The sequence below is a fragment of the Arcicella aquatica genome, from assembly GCF_034928825.1.
Lineage (GTDB): Bacteria > Bacteroidota > Bacteroidia > Cytophagales > Spirosomataceae > Arcicella > Arcicella aquatica.
The window spans coordinates 1-17217 of the sequence record NZ_JAYFUL010000030.1 but is presented as its reverse complement, the minus strand read 5'-3'; the positions used below and the strand labels follow the sequence as shown (position 1 = coordinate 17217).

General features: G+C 35.0%; 11 protein-coding genes. 7 read left to right on the top strand and 4 right to left on the bottom strand.

What is annotated here, in order from left to right; all coding sequences use genetic code 11:
• Positions 1 to 18 precede the first annotated feature (18 nt).
• The 7 genes from VB264_RS16450 to VB264_RS16420 all read left to right on the top strand — a co-directional run bounded on the left by VB264_RS16450 (position 19) and on the right by VB264_RS16420 (position 10293).
• Positions 19 to 3198: a SusC/RagA family TonB-linked outer membrane protein gene (locus VB264_RS16450; RefSeq protein ID WP_323250963.1), complete on the top strand. Its 3180-nt coding sequence runs from the start codon at positions 19 to 21 to the stop codon at positions 3196 to 3198.
• Between the two features lie 90 nt (positions 3199 to 3288).
• Positions 3289 to 4758: a SusD/RagB family nutrient-binding outer membrane lipoprotein gene (locus tag VB264_RS16445; protein WP_323250961.1), complete on the top strand. Its 1470-nt coding sequence runs from the start codon at positions 3289 to 3291 to the stop codon at positions 4756 to 4758.
• Positions 4759 to 4800: 42 nt separating this feature from the next.
• Complete coding sequence (locus VB264_RS16440; RefSeq protein ID WP_309912799.1) at positions 4801 to 5283, top strand: hypothetical protein; 483 nt, start codon at positions 4801 to 4803, stop codon at positions 5281 to 5283.
• A gap of 435 nt (positions 5284 to 5718) precedes the next feature.
• Entirely contained in the window at positions 5719 to 6891 is a 1173-nt protein-coding gene (locus tag VB264_RS16435) for a pyridoxal phosphate-dependent aminotransferase (protein WP_323250959.1), read from the top strand.
• 65 nt (positions 6892 to 6956) lie between these two features.
• Positions 6957 to 8501 carry a flavin monoamine oxidase family protein gene (locus tag VB264_RS16430; protein ID WP_323250957.1) on the top strand — a complete coding sequence of 515 codons (1545 nt, stop codon included), beginning with the start codon at positions 6957 to 6959 and terminating at the stop codon, positions 8499 to 8501.
• Positions 8502 to 8529: 28 nt separating this feature from the next.
• A complete protein-coding gene (locus tag VB264_RS16425) occupies positions 8530 to 9483 on the top strand; it encodes a Hint domain-containing protein (protein ID WP_323250955.1) in 954 nt (317 codons plus the stop codon).
• A 264-nt stretch (positions 9484 to 9747) separates the two neighbouring features.
• Complete coding sequence (locus VB264_RS16420) at positions 9748 to 10293, top strand: DUF4136 domain-containing protein (protein ID WP_323250953.1); 546 nt, start codon at positions 9748 to 9750, stop codon at positions 10291 to 10293.
• Positions 10294 to 10374: 81 nt separating this feature from the next.
• Here the strand turns inward: VB264_RS16420 and VB264_RS16415 are convergent, their stop codons facing one another.
• From VB264_RS16415 to VB264_RS16400, 4 genes are all read right to left on the bottom strand, one after another.
• Positions 10375 to 13428: an efflux RND transporter permease subunit gene (locus VB264_RS16415; protein WP_323250951.1), complete on the bottom strand. Its 3054-nt coding sequence runs from the start codon at positions 13426 to 13428 to the stop codon at positions 10375 to 10377.
• 47 nt (positions 13429 to 13475) lie between these two features.
• Positions 13476 to 14552, bottom strand: a complete 1077-nt coding sequence (locus VB264_RS16410) for an efflux RND transporter periplasmic adaptor subunit (protein ID WP_323250949.1) — start codon at positions 14550 to 14552, stop codon at positions 13476 to 13478.
• 51 nt (positions 14553 to 14603) lie between these two features.
• Positions 14604 to 15800, bottom strand: a complete 1197-nt coding sequence (locus tag VB264_RS16405) for a hypothetical protein (RefSeq protein ID WP_323250947.1) — start codon at positions 15798 to 15800, stop codon at positions 14604 to 14606.
• 396 nt (positions 15801 to 16196) lie between these two features.
• Complete coding sequence (locus VB264_RS16400; protein WP_323250945.1) at positions 16197 to 17129, bottom strand: DUF4221 family protein; 933 nt, start codon at positions 17127 to 17129, stop codon at positions 16197 to 16199.
• Positions 17130 to 17217: the final 88 nt, after the last annotated feature.

Here is a 17217-nt window from a genome sequence, read left to right as displayed (position 1 = left end):
ATATAACAACTAATATTTATGAACAAAACTTTACTCTTCTTATGGGGAATACTGTTGGTTTCGTCCACGGTCTTTTCTCAAAAACAAAGTGTGACAGGTACGGTCACTTCTTCTGAAGATGGAGCTCCAATGCCCGGAGTAACCGTATTAATCAAAGGAACTACAAGCGGTACAAATACAAGTAGTGAAGGTAAATTTAGCATAGCGTGTCAATCTAAAGATGTATTGGTTTTTACTTTCGTAGGGATGGCACCTTATGAAGTACCCGTGGGTTCGCAGACATCCATTTCTGTAAAAATGAAACCTGATATTATGCAACTCAGCGAAGTAGTTGTTACAGCACTAGGTGTTCAGCGAGACAAAAAAGCACTAGGTTTCTCACAGCAACAACTTAAAGGTGAGAGTGTTACAGAAGCAAGGTCTTCAAACGTAGCTAATGGGCTTTCTGGTAAAATAGCAGGGTTCAGGGTAAATACTAGCTCAGGGCCAGGGGCTGCTGCTACTATCCAGATTCGTGGTTCTTCATCCGTTTCTGGTAACAACCAACCTTTGGTGGTTATTGATGGCGTACCTATTCAACAATCTTTCGACAAACAATTTGGTTCTGGATTATCAGAAGTAAATCCTGATAACATCAAAGATATTGCGGTATTAAAAGGACCAAATGCGGCAGCACTTTATGGTTCTAGAGCGGCCAATGGGGTTATTTTGATTACTACCAAAAACGGTGCTGGGATGAAAGGCATCGGGGTTGAGGTAAACTCGAATTTCGTAGCAGAAAGACCCTTTATTTCACCCAATTTTCAAAATACTTATGGCGGTGGTAATGGTTACCGTACTTGGTATAATGATGGTTGGAGTGGTTCTATCACAGACCCTACAGAGATTGCTCAATACAGAGCCGCCTATGGTCCAAATGCTCCATTAAGTGGTACAGAAGGTACTGATGAAAGCTGGGGTGCGCCAATGGATGGTCGTTTAGTGCGTCAATGGTGGACAGGCAAAGATGTTGCACCACTTACACCGCAACCTAATAATTACCAAGAATTCTGGCAAACTGGTACGGCTTTTACAAACAATGTGGCTGTTTCAGGGGGGAACGAAAAGGGTAATTTTCGCTTATCATTAGGTCATCTTGACCAAAAAGGAATTATGTATTTCAATGATTTTCACCGTAATAACTTCAAATTCAACTCTGGGTACAACTTTACAAACAAATTTAACGTAACACTATCTGCCGAATATGTTAAGTCTTGGGCTGATAACCGTAGTTATGCTTCTGGGCAGGAATTTATCTGGTCGCATAGACACGTTTCGTGGGACCAACTACGTGACTGGCAGTCGTACACTGGTACACATATTCAGCGTGCCGTTGCAGGAAAACTACCTGATAGCGACCCACCAAACTGGCAACATACTTTCTTTACTAACCCATATTATACACAAGAAAAACTGCCTTATTCTAATGACAAAGATCGCCTAGTGGGTAACATTGCCTTCAACTACAAAATATTGCCTTCGTTGAGTGTAATGCTAAGAACGGGAACCGATGTTTGGTCTGATACACGTATCAATATTGTCAATTTTGAAAGAGTAAGAAATGGGAACCGTACCCCTGGTCGTTTCTCAGAGGAAGTACTTCGTAGACAAGAAACCAACACAGATGCGATATTAACGTATAACACAAACGTTAATAAAGATTTCTCTATTAATGCACAAGTCGGAGGAATTGTAAGAACAAACTATTATAAAAGGAATTATTTGTATGTAGGTGAATTAGTAATTGATGGATTGTATAATGCTGGTAATGCCGTGCCAAGCCAAAACACCATTGCTTCTACTATTACCAAAAGTGAAGTGCAAAGTGCCTTTGGTTCTGTTAATTTAGGGTTCAAGAATGCCATTTTCTTAGATTTAACCGCTCGTAACGATTGGTCATCTACGCTTCCTGCCAACAATAGGTCATACTTTTACCCGTCAGCTTCATTGAGTGCAGTGTTTACAGACTTAATAGAAGGAATAAAAGGCGATGTACTTTCATTCGGTAAGGCTCGTTTCAGTTTAGCACAGGTAGGTAACGATGCAGACCCTTATCAGCTTTCTCAAACCTATCGTGCTGGTACTTCATGGAACGGAGCGACGCCTGAATTTGCAGAAAACACTACTATTTCTAACTCAACCCTTAAGCCCGAAATTACTACTGGACTTGAAGCTGGTTTAGACCTCCGCTTATTCAAAGGGAAATTAAATTTAGACCTTACTTATTATGAACAAAAAACCAAGAACCAAATTCTTGGTGTAGAAATCTCAAAAGCTTCGGGCTACAATACTCGTATTTTGAATGCTGGTCAAATCACCAATTCAGGTATTGAAATTACCCTTTCGGGTACTCCATTGAAACTCTTGAATGGTTTTGGTTGGGATGTAAGCTTCAATTTCGCTCGTAACAGAAACAAAGTGGTTGAATTAGCAGAAGGATTGACTACCTATATTTTGAATGAGCGTCGCGGTTTAACGTCAGAAGCTAGGGTTGGACAGCCTTACGGAACATTATATGGCTATGGTTTTGAGAGAGCTCCAGACGGACAATTACTGATGGTTAATGGTTTGCCACAGCTTTCAACAACGCAAAAAATATTAGGTAATATTCAGCCTGATTGGATAGGTGGTTTCACTAACACATTTTCTTATAAAAACTTCTCATTAGCTACGCTGATTGATGTACGTATGGGGGGTGATATTTTCGATGAAGGAACGGCTAATGCACGTTGGACGGGTCAGTATGCAGAAACAGCCATTGGTCGTGAAGAAGGCGTAATTGGCAAGGGCGTTATGGTAGTATCTACTAATCCAGATGGAACAAAGGTATATGCACCCAACGACATCATCGTGAGTGCCAACCAATACTATGGCTACAACAACCCACGTCGTTATCATGAAGCCGCTATTTTTGACGGTAGCTATGTAAAACTTCGTGAGGTATCATTCGGCTATAAGCTCCCTACAGCCCTTGTTAAAAAGCTTGGCTTTCAATCAGCAAAAATTTCAGCAGTTGGTCGTAACGTCTTGATGATATTCAAAAATCATCCGCACCAAGACCCAGAAATTGATGCCAACGGTGGTAACAAGCAAGGCTTTGGTTACGGAGAATTACCTTCAACAAGAAGTTTAGGCGCTAACTTATCTTTTAGCTTCTAGGCATAACCTGACGATAAACTTTAATCATTCTGAGGATTGTATTTAACCTAACTTACAATGCTTGGATTCATTTAAAAAGATTATTAAAACATGAGAAAATATAGCAAAATATACCTTCTGGCTGCCTGCATTATTTTAGGGTCAGGGTCTTGCACGAGTACTTTCGACAAAATGAATGTTGACCCCAACAACCCGTCGTCGATTACCCCACAGTTTCTTTTACCAACAGGTATTGAAAGCTCCATCGACCGCTACTGGGGACATAGAACCCGTTTTGAAAGAATAAACTTGGATGGTGCAGCACTTTGGGTACAACATCTTACAAGAAATATTTATTCAAACGAAGGCGACAACTATGGTATTTCGCAAGCATTGCCATTAAACAACTGGAAAGGCTTTTTTAATGATGCGCAATCAAACTTCAATAGAATCATGGTTATTTCCGGAGAAAAAGGAACTGCTCCGAACGCCAACTATGAAGGGGTTGCTTTGGTAATGCGTACTTGGACATTCTCTATCATCACTGATATGTGGGGCGCTATTCCTTATAGCGAGGCATTAAAAGGTACAGCAACAGACCCTGTATATACGCCTGCTTACGATTCTATGGAAAAAGTGTATGCAGGAATGCTTGAAGATTTGAAAGTTGCCAATGAAAAATTGAATGTAGCTGGTCCAGCCGTTTCTGGGGATATTCTTTATAGTGGGAATATTTTAAAATGGAAAAAATTTGCTAACTCTTTACGTTTGCGTTTAGCCAACCGTCAGGCAGCTAAAAAATCTGCTGAGTCAAGAGCAATCATGCGTGAGATTTTATCAGATGCTACTAAATATCCAATCTTCACAAGCAACGATGATAATGCTTCTTTAAAATGTACTACCATTTTACCAAGTAATAACGAATGGAATCAGGTACTTATCCAAGATGGTAGAACCGACTGGAATTTAAGTAAAACGCTAGTTGATAAAATGAATGGTGTAAGTGATGCTAGAATTAAAGTATTCGGTAACCCTAATAAATCAGGTAAATATGAAGGTCATGCCAATGGCTTGCCAGATGCTATCGCTACAACTTATCTTGAAAGTAGTTCAACCATCGGAACATTTTTTACGGCTGCGGCTTCGCCCGAAGTAATCATGACCTATTCTGAATTGCAATTTATTTTGGCGGAGGCTAGCATTGACGGTGATATTACAGGAGATGCTCAATCGTATTTTGAAAAAGGTATTACGGCGTCGTTTTCACAATTTGGCATCACAGGTGCTAGCGATTTAATTACAAAGTTGGGAACAGCAACACGGGAAAAAATATTGGATCAAAAGTGGATTTCATTATTCGGACAAGGTATTGAAGCTTGGACGGAGTATCGCAGAACGGGGTATCCTGTTATGCCATCGCCAGACCCTAGAGCTGTTTTTGAAAATAATGCAATCATTCCAACAAGATTACCTTATCCTGGTTCTGAATATTCGTTGAATGCAAAAAATGTGGCAGAAGGTGAAAAATTAAACGGCGGACCAAATGATATGAAAACTAAACTTTGGTGGGCAGAAAAATAAGGCAAAATCAGTAGTTGAATTAAACATTAAATTAGAACAATCATGAAACACATAGATAAATTACCCCCAATTATTCTAATAGCTCTTTTTGCATTGTTAACGATGGTATCATGTAAAAACGTAGACGACCCTTTTGTACCAAGAGTAGTATCTCCTGTTTTAGTAGCTATTGATGGAACTGCCCCTGGAGATTTTGCTACCGAGCCAACCATTAGTTATACAAAAACTGGAAATGTGGTTTTATCAGCAAGAATCCTTGAATTAGACAAGACCAATCTTTTAGATTATAAAAAAGGAATTGACTCGCTTCCTGTAGCCAATACTAAAATCACCATCACTTTACGTAATACTGGCGCTGTAGTGGCCGAGCTAACAACAGATGCCAAAGGTAAAATAAGTGTTGAGAAAACTTGGCTAGCCTTAGGACTTTCTGCACCAGTATCTGGGAACAGCATTCCTCTCAATTGGAGTGGTAGTTACAAAGGTCAGTCCTTCACACGCCTATCAAGAGCATCCGTTAAATAACAAAACGTACCAAGAAAGTCTATAGACTGAAGTCATGAATATTATTTTTGTACAACATTTTTCATATAAATGAGTGTTTCCCTCTATTTAAATAAAAACTTATTTTATGTACTTTTGCAAAGTAATTTAAATAATTAGTAATTTTATCACCGAAAAAAGAAGTGTTTTTAAATATATTATCATTTATCAATACATTTTTAAACGAAAAAATTACACAAATCAATTTTGATTTTAAAAACTTTAAATTACCTTTAAATAAAAATAGTACAACAATCATACTTCATCAACTTATATAAATCAATTTCCGAATTCTACGGGGTTAATCACCCCGTAGGAGTTCAGATAATTTTCTTGTAGCGTTTTAATTGAGTATTGTAATAAGCTTTATTAACTTCATCATTAAATCAATTCATTCACTCTTAAACGTTGTGTGAAATGTCATCGAATCTGAATCGCCGTAACTGGCTTAAAAAAAGTCTTTTTGCAACCGCTGGTTTAAGTACAGCCAGTGCATTCATCCAAAAAGCTGCTGCTAACCCTGTAGTTAGACAAGAACTACAATATAGCCTTCTCCCTGAGTTTTTACTAGAACAAGAATATTCTAATATACCTGTACCTGCCAAAACGCTTGTTAGATTAAGTGCTAACGAAAACCCTTGGGGGCCATCAGAAAAAACTAGACAAGCATTAATAGGTGCCATCGGTGATTCAAACCGATATGCTTTCAAACTTCGTGGTGATTTAATCAAAGCGATTGCCGAAAAAGAAGGTGTTCCTGAAAATTATATTTTATTAGGTGCTGGTTCTTCAGAGTTACTTACCGCTTCTTTAGTTGCTTATGGGCAAAAAGGAAAGATTCTGGTTGGTGACCCATGCTATATTTCTGGCAATGAAGAAAGAGTACCAATGGAAAAAGTACCCTTGACCAAAGATTATCAATACGATTTAGATGCTACTGCTGCCAGAATTAATGGTTCTCAAAGCTTAGTGTATGTTACCAATCCTAATAACCCAATTGGTGCTGTATTACCGGGTGAATCATTTAGTGCTTTCATTGATAAGGTTTCAGATAAAATCACTGTTCTTTCAGACGAAGCTTACATCGATTATGCCAAAGACCCTAAAACAGCATCAATGATTCCAGCTGTAAAAGCAGGTAAAAATGTTTTAGTGTTGCGTACGATGTCTAAGCTATATGCTTTTGCAGGGTTACGTTGTGGTTATGCGATTGCTAAACCAGAGATTCTGAAAATGATTCAACCATACTGCTCTGGTGGTTTTGATATGTCTGTTCCTTCTTTTGCCGCAGCCATTGCAGCATTTAAAGATACAGAATTTCAACAATTGACTTTAAAGAATACTGAAGAGTCAAAACAATACTTGTATTCATTCTTAACCAAAGCTGGATATACATACATACCGTCATCTGCCAATTTCGTGATTTTCCCACTAAAAATGAAAGGCTCTGATATGCTTGCCAAAATGGCAGCAGAAGGTGTCATGCTTAGAAAATGGGAATTTGATCGTCAACATTGGTGCAGAGTTTCAATCGGAACTATGGACGAAATGAAGGCATTTGCCGACGCCTTTACCAAGGTTATTTCTTAGTGCTGTAATTCCTTGTGAAATCGCATTAAATATCCCTTTCACAAGGAGTTACTAATTTGCGACAGATGACAAGAAGAGATTTTATCGAAAAAACTGGCTCTGCCAGTTACCTAACCATGCTCGGCTTCGGCTTAATACCTGAAGCCAATGCAAAACCACTTAATTTACAGCGAAATAAGGCTAATAAAAAGATTGTTATTTTAGGTGCTGGTTTAGCTGGAATGTCAAGTGCTTATGAATTAATAAAATTAGGATATGATGTCACCATTTTAGAAGCAAGAAGTCGCCCGGGGGGAAGAGTTTGGACAGTAAGAGGGGAAACGACAGAAACTGAGATTGGAGGCACTACACAGGTTTGCAAGTTCGATAAAGGTCTCTATTATAATGGTGGAGCGGCCAGAATTCCACATAATCATACGCTTTCTTTACACTATTGCCGTGAATTTAATATCCCCTTGGAGATATTCATGAACGTAAATGAAGGAGCTTATTATTATTCAGAAGGAACTGGTAAATTATCAAACAAACCCATTAAAATAAGGGAAATTCATGCTGACGTGCGTGGATATACTTATGAATTGTTATCAAAGTCAATTGATAAAAAAGCACTCGACGAAGAAGTAACCAAAGAAGACCTTGAAAAATTAAGTGCATACTTAAAAGAAGAGGGCGATTTGGATATTATGAAGAAGTATAAAGGTTCTGAACGGCATGGATATAAACGTCAAGGTGGATACGGAGAACAAACTCCTGAGTTAGCCTCACCACATTTATTACATGATATCATTGAATCGGGGCTTTTTCATCCTGCTTTTTCAAATATTGGTGAATATACTTTCAATCAACAACCCGTAATGTTACAACCTGTTGGTGGAATGGATGCTTTACCTTATGCTTTTGCCAAAAGATTAGAAGGTAAAATTCAATTTCAGGCTGAGGTGCAAGAAATAAGAAAAACCTCGCCTGGTGTTAAAATTATTTACAAAGACAAAACAGGTACTGTTAAAGAGATTTTAGGTGATTATTGTATTTGTACCATCCCTTTGCCTGTTTTAAAAAGTATTACCTCTGATTTATCATCGGATATTCGTAGAGCCACTGATTTTGTGCCTTATATGAATACTGGTAAAATCGGATTACAATTTAAAAGAAGATTCTGGGAGGAAGACGATAACATATTCGGAGGGATTTCTAAAACCAATATGGATATCACACAAATTTTTTATCCTTCATATAATTTTATGGGTAAAAAAGGAGTGTTAAAAGGTTATTACAACTTTCACGATAGGGCGTTAAGAATGGGCAACCTAAGCTTAGCCGATAGAGAGAAAGCAGCATTAGAACAAGGTGGAAAAATTCATCCACAGTATAAAACTGAATTTGAAAACTCATTTTCATTAGCTTGGCAAAAAATTAATTATTCAAAAGGTGGTTGGGCAGAATACAGCGAATCAGCTAGAAAACGCTTCTACCCCTCTTTAATTAAGCCAGATGATGAAATTTATTTAGCAGGTGAACATACCTCTCACCTTACAGCTTGGATGGCTGGTGCTTTGGAGTCGGCAAATTCGGTAGTAACACAAATTCATAAACGAGTTAACGGAGCTTAGGCTTTGTCTCGTAAAACTAGCTTTCAGCATGAAGAAAATTATATATTTTATAACCTTACTTTGTTTATCAATTAACGTTTTCGCACAAGAAGGCGAAAAAATGGGTATTAAACTAAGCGAATTTGAAGCAGTAAAGAAAATCGCTATCAAAAACTTGGACAAGGATACTTATGTAAAGGATGGTAATTTTATCTTAGATAACAGTACGTCTCCGTATGTTTTTAAGTTCTCGGATGGTTTAGAAAGAAGAATTTACTTGTACAAAGTATTAGAAGTAGCTGGCATGAAAGAAATTGCCAATTTAATGATTTTTACAACGCCTAAAGACGGAAAGAAAATCAGTTTAGTAGTTCCTAATCCATTAGCAGAAAAAGAAACGTGGGGTAAATATATTGATGATTTGAAAGATGGAGAAAAATCAGTTTCAGGCTTTTCATCATGTGTTGCGTTTGTTTTAGCCAAAGAGTTCTCGGGCGTTGCTGGAGAAAAAGGCAAAGAAGAAGACAAATATGAATACTGCTTTCCTTCGGAAGCAAAAGTAACGATGGCTAATGGAGAAATAAAAAACATTAGCGAAGTAAAAGCTGGCGATTTTGTAACATCTTATAATGCAAACAAAAAGATAGCAGAGCCTACGATTGTTGAAAAAGTGGATATTCACGAGAACAACGAATTTGACATTGTAAAGGTATTGTTAGTAGATCCAAGTGAGATGATTACGGCATCTGTTTCAGTAAAGTATCGATTGAAGGAACTTGAAGCGACAGGCAATCACCCTATTTTTACTGAAAATGGCAAAACAACTATTGCTGATTTAAAGGTGGGTCAAAGTGTATTTGTTTACGAAAATGAAACTAGAAAGTTCAAGAAGTTTAACGTATTTATTACCAAAGCTGGAACTAGAAAAGTAAACAAAGTTTATAATTTAATTACAGAGAAAAATAGTTATCTGGTAAACTCAGTAGTAGTTTTAAAGAAATAAAAATATTTAATTTTTTGAGATTGTTTTTGGATATTTCCGTAAATCCTTTCTCCTTTGGGGAAGGGATTTATTTTTTTTATAACACCCTCAGAATAAAATACTTACAAAAGTATCAGTGAAAATTATAGAATTATTAAAGCTAAAACTTGTGATTAAAATTCAATTAGTTAAAAAAAAAAGTAAATAAAGTTATATTTTTAATATTTTTTCTACTACATTTGTAAAGGCTTAAACGCCAATATCCAAAAACAATCTTAAAAATTAATGAAACGCATAGTTGTTACAACATTCATTGTTGGACTTCTTGCTACTTCATGCACTCGGGAAGTAATACAAGTGAAAGCCAACAACGACTTTCATGAAATAAATACCGAAAATCGTTCTTTTGCGATAGTTCAAGAAGTGAGTCGCCCACAGGAATCAAAGTCATCGTTAAACGAAATGGTGATTAAGGAAGAGATAGAGAAGCAGATGGCAATACGAGGCTATACAGAGAGCGATAACGCAGATGTTTTAGTTTCTTATGCTATTTATGATAAAAATCTCAGCATGCAAGATGTTAAAAAAGTATATGCAAATACTTCTTTACAGCACGAAACACTTGATGTATATCGAAAAAGTTTGAACAATGGCACATTAATCATTACGATGATTGATAAAAATTCAAATAAAGTTTTTTGGATGGGCTATGCTTCTAAAATTTTGAAATCAAACAAATCTTTAGCTAATAGAGATTTAAAAAATATTACCAGAGCAATTTTTGATAATTATAGAGTAACCGCCAATAATTATTTGGCAAAAAACAATTAACTATCCTCTTATACAATACCATTTAACAATGAAGCTCTGAAAACCTCGATATAATCGAGGTTTTTTATTTTTTAAGCACATTTATTTATAATTTTTATGGTACATAAACCAATAAATTAAAGGGATAAAAGACATTGAAATAAATAGCCCTAAACACATACCACCGATTACTGAAATAGCCAAAGGTTTTTGTAGTTCGGCACCAAGGCCTGACGAGAACAATACGGGTAATAACCCAAGAATAGTGGTCAGGAAGGTCATTAATTGAGACTTTAATCTACGCTTTCCAGAAAGTTTGATTGATTCTATTAGTGACATTGAATCCTTAGTCCGATTCATGGTATCAATTTTCAAGATAGAATCATTATCTAGAATTCCAATCAAAACTATCATCCCTATTGCCGACATAATATTGATGCTATTGGAAAACAAAAAAAGAAAAAGCATTGCTCCAGTTAATCCAAAAGCAATCGTTAACATTACGATAAGTGGCTGGGCTAATGATTCAAATTGAGCTGTTAAAATAAAATAAAGTAATGCTATAGCTACTAAAATAATAACTCCCAATTCTTTTATAAAATCAAGGTTTCTAAAATACTCTCCTGTAAAATTCACATTCAAATCTGGATTTCTCATAATGAGACTTTGAATTTCACGTTGAGCATTTGGGACGTTTTCACTACTCAAATCAAAATTAAAGGGTATATAATCTCCATTTTTACCTGAAAAGAAAGATTTATAATCTTTTTGGTTCGAAACGCTAATTAGCGCTTTAATAGGCAATACTTGTCCTTTATTACTCAACACAGTAGCACTTTGTATTAATGCATCTATTTCTTGTGAATTACCTCCTAATAAAATTGGAATATATTTTTGTTCTGCCTTTAGACTACCAACATTATTCTCATTAAAAATGGTCTTTAAAACTTCTACAATTCGCTCATAGTCAACATCATAATATAAAATTTTTTCTGTTAGAATTTGAATATAAACCCTACTTTGTTGAGCAGGTAATGATGAACTAAAGCCATGTTGTGAAAGTTGAAAATATACTTGCTTAATCGTTTGAATATCTGGCACTTCGGCTTTATTATTACTTGTAACACGAGCTTGCAAGGGCGCTTCAGAAGTATTAAACAAGGCTTCAAAAACATTTTTAGCAGCACTAAAAGATGTGATAGCATTTGGATATTTATTTTTAGTGATATCCGCTATTCTATTCTTGATTTGTTCATAATCTTTTTGGCTTTTCAGCTTAATACTTAATAAGGATTCATTAAAATTTTGCTGTAATTCACGATTTAACAAAAATTGTTGCTGACCTACGAAAGCACTAATTAATAAACTATTTGACGACTCAGATTTAATTTGATTAATAATATCATTGATTCTATTATTATTTTCTTCTATCGTTATAGGCTCATTCCAATCAATCTTTGTTTCCAATTCTGTCCTACTAATTATTGGCATCCCTCTTTTATCAAGCCTTTTGAAAATAGGAAAGGTAATCACTATTAATAATATAAAGAATATGAGCATCAATGCTTTTTGCCTAAATACTAAATTAAGCAAGCTATCATAAGCTCTTTCTGAAAATCTCATTAATAAAGTGACTTTCTTTGGAACAAACCCTTTTAGACGTTCTTCCTTTAAGTAAAACAAACGATATAAAACAGGTATTAGGGTATAAGAACATAGTAGAGAAATGCCCAATGAAAGCGAAACGGCAATAGCTTGGTCAAAGAACAATGCACCTGCTATCCCACTAATAAAAATGAGCGGTAAAAACACGGCAGAATTCGTAAGAATGGAAGTAAACAAAGGCATAATTACCTCTTGGGTACCTTCTATACAAGCCTCGTCTAAAGGATGTCCTTCTTCTCGGTATTGCTCAATATTTTCGATGACAATAATGGCAGAGTCAATGATTTCACCGATGCCCAACACCAAACCTGCCAACGAGACAATGTTTATCGAGATGTTAAATAAATAAAAGCACAGAAAAGTAACGACCAACGACACTGGTATGACAATCCCTATTAAAATAGGCGTTTTTAGGTCATTCATAAAAAAGAAAATCATCATAAAGGTGCATAATCCTCCAAATAAAATGTTACCAATCAAATTGTTGATGGATAAATCTAATAATTCTGTTTGGTCTTGACTTATGGCAAAATCTAATTGTGGATAATCTTTTTTAAAATACTCAATTTGGGCATTTAATTCTTTTTTGAGTTTCAGTAATTGTGTATCCGATTGTTTGATGATCGAAAAACATACCGCTCTTTTACCATTAAAGGTGTAAAGCCCTCTCAATTTTTGCTCTTGAATTTTAACTTTTGCTAGTTCTTTTAGCTGTACAACCCGTTCTCCACCTTTTTGAATATCTCCAATCTTGAAATATATATTCTCAATATCTGATTGTGTTTTAAGTGTTGAGGCAAAACGAATACTATATTGATACTGACCATCCTTCACTAATAGATTTCCTAAATCAATATTGTTCTTTTGTAATATTTGGGATAAAAATTGCTCTGTGATACCTAAGCTTTGCAATTTAGAACGGTCTGGAATAATGATTACTTCTGGTTTGGATAAGCCCGTCATGTCAACCAACGCCACTTCCTTCATTTGTTCAATCCTTCTTCTAATTGCATTCTCGCAAAATTCAGAAAGTTGTAAGCCAAATTCATCATTTTGGCCTTTAGCACTAATATTTAAGTTAAAAACAGGAATGTCAGCAGCACCAGCTTTAATTACTTTAGGGCGTTCTATTTCACGAGGAAATTGCCCCATAATGCCATCTATTTTCTCATGTGTCTCTATATAAGCCAGATTGATATTCGTACCAAAATCAAAGCGGAGTTTAATAATTGCTAAACCGTCTTGCGTTTCAGCCTCAAGGTCTGAAAGGTGATTTACTTGTTGAAGTTGATTACGAAGTGGTTTTACAATCGTCTTTTGTAATTCACGAGCAGAGGCATTAGGGTAACTTACCTGAACCGTAATTTCAGGAATAGCGATTTCGGGAAGTAAAGAAACTGGAATTTGATTAAAGGTAACCAAGCCCAAAGCCATCAAAGCAAGGGTTGTAATCAATACGGCTATTGGGCGATGGAGAAGGAAACGAACCATTTTTGTGATTTTTATTAGGAGTTTTTAACTAAAAAGGAGATTTCTCATCACTTCTCCACAATTACTTTAGCATCATGTCCTAAATTAAGGTTACCTTCCACAATCACTTTTTGTCCAGCTTTTAATCCTTCTGAAATAGCTATTTCTTCACTGTTTTCATGAGCAACTGTTATATAGTTCCATTTAGCAAAGCCATTATCATAAGTAAAAACTACCTTTTTACCAGAACGCTCTACCACAGCTTCTTTCGGGACAACAATTTGATTCTGAAGTTTTTTTTCGATGATTACTTGGGCATTCATGCCCTCTAATAAATATTGGTCAGGATTTTGAATCCTAACTTTTATCAAAACCAATCCTTGCTCGCTTACAACAGGGTTTATTTCAAATACTTTACCTATATAGTTTTTTTCAGAATAGGCTAAAGACTTTACTTTAGCGATTTGCCCCAAAGTAATTACGCCTAACTCAGATTCTAGTACTGAGACCTCAACCACCAGAGCATCACGGCTTAAAATAGTACAGAAAGGTTCTGTTACGGGTGTTGGATTATAAGCTTTGGTTTTTAGGTTTGCAATAACCCCAGCGTAGGGTGCTTTCAGATAAGTATTTTCTAATTTCAATTCTGCATCACGTACACTTGTCAAGGCTTTTGTATAGCCGCTTTTGGCTTTGATATTTTCCATGATACGTCTTGATACCGAACTGGTATCACGGTCTTTACCCCCATACTCCAACAGTAATTTATTTAGTTCCACCCGTACATCTTGCAAGTTATCTTGGGCTTGTTGTAGGGCTATACGCTGTTGTTCATTATCCAAAACGGCCAATACTTGTCCTGATTTTACAACAGAACTGTTTGATACCATTATCTTTTCAATAACCCCAGTCGTTTTGAAATTGATTTTGGCTTGGGTAAGTGCAGAAACTTTGCCTGTAGCCAATATTTGTAAGGGAAAAGATTTAAGTTTACTTTCTGCCAATTTTACAGAGACAACATTTTCAGTGGTTTGAGAAACTTTAGCCTTCCCTTCTTCCTCTTTTTGCTCTTCGCTGTTAGTGGGTTGACAGGCAGTTATAAAGACTATTGAAAACAGGTAAATTGTTATGTTAGATTTAGTCATTAACTTCTATTGAAATCTTTAAAATAATGGATACCTAAAAAATTACACAATCTATTTTTTATTAATTTTAAGTTTACACCTATAAAAGATAGTTGCATCAGGCGTTTCTGTGATAGCAGGATTGGTACTAAGAATCATGTTACTTCCTCCAATAATGTTGGTCACACCAACAGCCCCATAAGGAAGAGGAACATCATTACATACTTTATTATCATCTATTAGTATAAGTGCATAGTATTTCATGTATTTTTTCCATAATTCGGGTATTTCTGACTCTGAATTAGTCTTATTATATTCATCTTCTGGTATTCCTGTTCTATAGGTAACTATGGAAATATCTCTATTTGTACTAAAGTAAACATAAGAACTATTTACATCCATGTGCTTAGAAGATGTACTATTTTTTGAAAAGTTATATTTGATAGGTAATTTAAAATTTTCGGGCTCTAAATCTATGACCTTAATCTTTTTTAAGGAAACATCATATTTATATAACTTACTATCTGGGTCATGTAATGTATAGAAACATTTATTAAATTGGTTAAAAACAAATAATGTATTTATATCGCCATAGTGATAATCAAAATCCATGAAAATACTTTCTGGTTCAAAACCAAGAGCATTTATATATTTATGTTTGTCGAGGCTATAGAACGTTAGAGATTTATAATTCTGATAACTTTCTTTAGAATGAATATTTGATAATTGATAATCATTTAGTGAGTTTTTTAGTTGTAGTGCAAGTACAATACCTGTGTCTGTCTTTATCGAAGCAATACTTGGATTGAAAGTATTGGAACCTAATGTTTTCAAACTTGTCTTTTCAATGATTGCCTTACCTTTTAAAGCTTTTCCATTTAAATCATAAAAAAAGAAGCCGCGGTTACTATTTATTAGGATAGCTGTATCACCAATGTATGATAGATTAAAAATAAAGCCTATTTCACTACCTCCTTCTCCTGAAACTTTTATCTTATTTTTTATATTTCCATTCGAATCTGTTTGCACGATGGTATCCATTCTGATAGCACTGGTAAAAAGCATGTCACCGTTTGTTTTATTTACATCAATAAGTTCGATTCCTCTGCCTAAATGTTTAATTTTTAAGGTATCTATTATTTCAAAAGAATAATCATCCTTGAAGGTAGCTACGTTTTTATCTTTGGAGTTACAAGAGGTTAATAAAACAGATAGTATTAAAGCATATAGGCTATTTAATTGATACTTATGGAATCCATATTTATTCATTTAGTTTTTTTCTTATTTTTATCAATTAGGTTTTTAATACGCATACAAACTCAATGATATTACGCATTTTGTCATGAAACATTGCATGACAACAAACTTACGTTTAATACTATACCGAACTGGTGTCGAGCATTTCAAATCTAGTAATTAAAGGTATTGACTTTGGGTAACTCAAATTGTATTTTAATTACTAAAAAGTCAATACCGTTAATTAGACATGATTGGACTTAATTGGACATTTTCCAAGCCGTATTAATTTTTTTGAAGAGAAAATGGGGTTTTAGTACTCTCCGATGGGTTTTATTGATGAATTCTTTTGAATCATACTATTTAGTTTTTCAGTCAAAGCTCTGAATGTTTAACCAATTTGTTGGCGAGTAATGGGAATCAATTGAACTATTTATTTAGCGTTAGTGGTATAAAGGTTAGTCTATTTTCATTATCCATACTTTTAGCTAAGTACAGTCCTTTCTCGGAAATAAAAAAACAGCTAGAAGAGAATTTCTTTTTGGGTAAATGTACCTCCCCTATATTTTCAAAATTGTCATTCATAACGATTATTGAAAAAATTGGAGGATTTTCAATCAAGGACATTACGTTTACACCTTTTTCTGGTTCTAATTTTGGTCGATAAAATCGGTAATATACTTTCCTATATTTATCATATACAATTCCTAAATAAACACCATACTTAAAACAATAATCTTCAAAACTCACAGCGTCTTTTTTAAACGAGGGGGTGGCTATATCATCAATACTCTTTGCATTGGTGTGAACCGTATATTGTTTACTTCCATTCTTAAATTCATAAACTTTTGAATCGTAGAGAAAAGAATAAATCACCTTTTGCCCATTCCAAGTTCTTGAAAAATCTAAGGGAACATAGCCAAATTCCCAAATCTCTTTTGGGTAATTAAATGATAGGAACTCAACCTTTTTACTTTTAACGTTGATTGATAACTCTAATGGTGCTTTTGTTAAATCTTCAATACTCATTGATGTCCATTCTCTCATAATACCTTGTGGGATATATAGATTTCCTTTATCTAAGACAATAGGATTGAAATTGATAGACCCTCCAAATGCAGTGTACTCTCCAGTTGAAGTTTTGGTATAATCCAAATTACTGTAACCTTTTCCCGTTGAATTTGCCAAATAAAGTTGACCAATCGTCATGGGAGTAATCAGTATAGAATCTTTAGAAATAGGATAGAAACCGATTAAGTCTCCCACTTTTTCAGGGCCTTCTTTTGGAAAGGTATTTTTTTTAACCTCATCACCTGTTTCTAAGTCATAGCTGAATTGGTTTGTTAAGTTATACCCATTCACGTCTTACATTTATTAATTTTGTGTTATGAAAATACATACCAACGCAAGCTTAACACCTAAGCAAAGACAAATGATTAAAGATTTATAT